Source organism: Fulvimonas sp. R45 (genome assembly GCF_030504985.1).
In the GTDB taxonomy this organism is placed as follows: Bacteria; Pseudomonadota; Gammaproteobacteria; order Xanthomonadales; family Rhodanobacteraceae; genus Rhodanobacter_A.
On record NZ_JASERU010000038.1, the window covers coordinates 1 to 2,782 of the forward strand.

3 protein-coding genes are annotated in these 2,782 nt (G+C 42.0%); all 3 read left to right on the top strand.

Going from position 1 to position 2,782, the window contains the following annotated elements:
- On the top strand, positions 1-385 hold a 385-nt coding region (locus QMK61_RS17545; protein WP_024128018.1), incomplete at its 5' end, for a hypothetical protein.
- Positions 386-675: 290 nt separating this feature from the next.
- The gene (locus QMK61_RS17550; RefSeq protein WP_012634451.1) at positions 676-1,320 is read left to right on the top strand and encodes a quinolone resistance pentapeptide repeat protein QnrD1; all 645 of its coding nucleotides are present in this window, start codon (positions 676-678) and stop codon (positions 1,318-1,320) included.
- Between the two features lie 637 nt (positions 1,321-1,957).
- On the top strand, positions 1,958-2,398 hold the full coding sequence (locus QMK61_RS17555) for a hypothetical protein (RefSeq protein ID WP_015063446.1): 441 nt from the start codon (positions 1,958-1,960) through the stop codon (positions 2,396-2,398).
- Positions 2,399-2,782 lie beyond the last annotated feature (384 nt).

The following is a 2,782-nucleotide window of genomic DNA, read 5'->3' on the forward strand; positions in this document are numbered from 1 at the left end:
AATGCCACTCATTTTCTGGACGAAAATGAATGACATAAGGCTCCGCCCTCTGGCTATTTTCTTCGGCTGGACGCCTGCGAAAAAAACCATTCACCCAAGCCCGTCAAACTCACTGCGTTCGTCTGACCACCCCCTTTTTTCGCCCCTGTATTTGGTCGCTCAAAAATGTGGTGGTCAGACGCTTCGCTTGACGGGGGGCTTTGCCCCCAAAACGAAACACGTTCACTGGGGTTCACTTGCCATCGCTGGGGCGTGTCATTTCGTTTCGGCTCCCCCTGTTTTTCCCTTTCTTCGCTGGACGCTCATCAGGATAAAAACAAAAAGCCTACCGCCCTCGTTTTACTCGGTTGGTCAAATCGCTTCTTGCCACAAAACAAGTTTGTGACTTTCAGCGATTTCGCATCGTTTTACTTGTCAGTTTGCACGATGTTAAAAACGCACTCAGAAGCCCGCAAAACCGTTCTAAACTTTCAGCGTAGATTTGGGTGTTTTATAGGGTGATCGTGTCTTAAAATCGTTTCGAGGGGCTTTAATGGGGATGAACGGGAGGTTTTTGCTAACTAACTCGCCCGTTTAACATAAAAGGGATTGTATGAATCAATTTTAGCTAGAGTTTAAGGTTGTTCAAATTAATGTACAATGATTGCACTGTATAAATAACCAGGTGTAGCATGTATGGAAAAGCACTTTATCAATGAAAAGTTTTCACGAGATCAATTTACGGGGAATAGAGTTAAAAATATTGCCTTTTCAAATTGTGATTTTTCAGGGGTTGATTTAACTGATACTGAATTTGTTGATTGTAGTTTTTACGACAGGAATAGCTTGGAAGGGTGTGATTTTAATAGAGCCAAACTAAAAAACGCTAGCTTTAAAAGCTGCGATTTATCAATGAGTAATTTTAAAAACATTAGCGCCTTAGGTCTTGAAATTAGTGAGTGTTTAGCTCAAGGAGCTGATTTTCGAGGGGCTAATTTTATGAATATGATAACTACAAGGTCATGGTTTTGTAGTGCTTATATAACCAAGACAAATCTTAGTTACGCTAATTTTTCTAGAGTCATATTAGAAAAGTGCGAACTGTGGGAAAATCGCTGGAATGGCACTGTGATAACTGGCGCCGTGTTTCGTGGCTCCGATCTTTCTTGTGGGGAGTTTTCATCGTTTGATTGGTCTTTGGCTGATTTTACTGGTTGTGATTTAACGGGTGGGGCGCTTGGCGAGCTTGATGCAAGGCGAATTAATTTAGATGGAGTGAAGTTGGATGGAGAGCAGGCGCTTCAGCTTGTTGAGAGTTTAGGTGTTATTGTTCACCGATAAAATCTAGGTAAAAAACGCCTAATGCCCCAATGTGGTACTAATCAAAACGGAGCGAAGCGACATCTTCATCTTGTCTTTGCTTTTCTCCATGATCAGTTATTGGGTCATGGTCTCTTAGCTCGTTAATCTGGCTAAGTTTGGTTAGGTTGGGCTTCTTTCGACACTTCGCAATCCAAGAAATCCCTAGTCCGTTGATTGGTGCTCTTATCAGGTACGCACTGTAATCTTTCGATACCGCAGCGTGATTCGGAGGTAGAGCCGGAATTTCGTTTTCCGGTACGTTTTACTACCACAATTTGCCTGTTTATCCTTTCGGAGACCGGGCTAAGTCCGAGTCAATCAAGTGGTGCATTTGGGTTAATGTCGTTGGCTGGTATTTAATGAGAACGTGACAAGCGCCTCTCACGTTGCTAAGATTGGATTGCGACGTCTAATCTGAGCAACGAATGCACAAGATTTAGAGTACCAGAGCCCTGTGATGCTGTCACGGGGCTTTGTTACATCTGGAGCTTGGTAAACCTCATAAATTCAATTCGCAACGCTCGCCGCAAGGCGTGAACTTGTTTCACGTCGAGGAAGCGGAATTTCTCGAAAGCCTTATACTGTCTCCGTTCACACATGATCGGAGGGTGTCTCTATGTCTCAATTATTTCGTTTGGCATCGCCAGAAGATTACGAATACATCGAAGAATTAAATTTATGGGAATTGTCATTTGATAAGCGACCGGTTCAAGGGGTTCGTTGTGAAGATCCGGTGATCGGGGCAGAAAAATATAATCAAGGGCGTGAAAAATTTAAGGCGTTAGCGTCACGGCATAAAAAACACTGGAAACCGAACGGATTGACCTTTTCGGAGTTGATCCGCTGGGCAATAGAATGCGGAACTCCAGAACAATGTCAGCTTGTTTTAGCGTTATACCATTGCACAAACGATGATGATTATCAGGCGATGGGAATTCAGTTAAGCCGAAGTATTGATAATGCAAATGTCAGTCCGATCATCTTTTTCACAGGTAAAAATCAACGGTTATTAGGTGATATTTCGATGCTAAAACAGCTCGAAGAAAAGGTGCGCTGACGTTAGGTTTACCTATTATTTTATGTATTATCCTATCTATTATTCTATCTCTTATTTTATCTATTTCGTCTGTAATAGGTAGAATAATACATAGAATAAGATACAGAATAATAGATAGACACAAGATGACGTTGTGTTATTTCTTACCCATTAATCCACCTGTTATTCTACCTATTACTTTACCCGTTATTGCACCCAATTTAGGTATAACGGGCAGAATAACGGGTGAAATAATGGGTAGAATCATAGTTTTACTAACTTGCACCCCATGATACTTTCAGTATCAATGCCACTCATTTTCTGGACGAAAATGAATGACATAAGGCTCCGCCCTCTGGCTATTTTCTTCGGCTGGACGCCTGCGAAAAAAACCATTCACCCAAG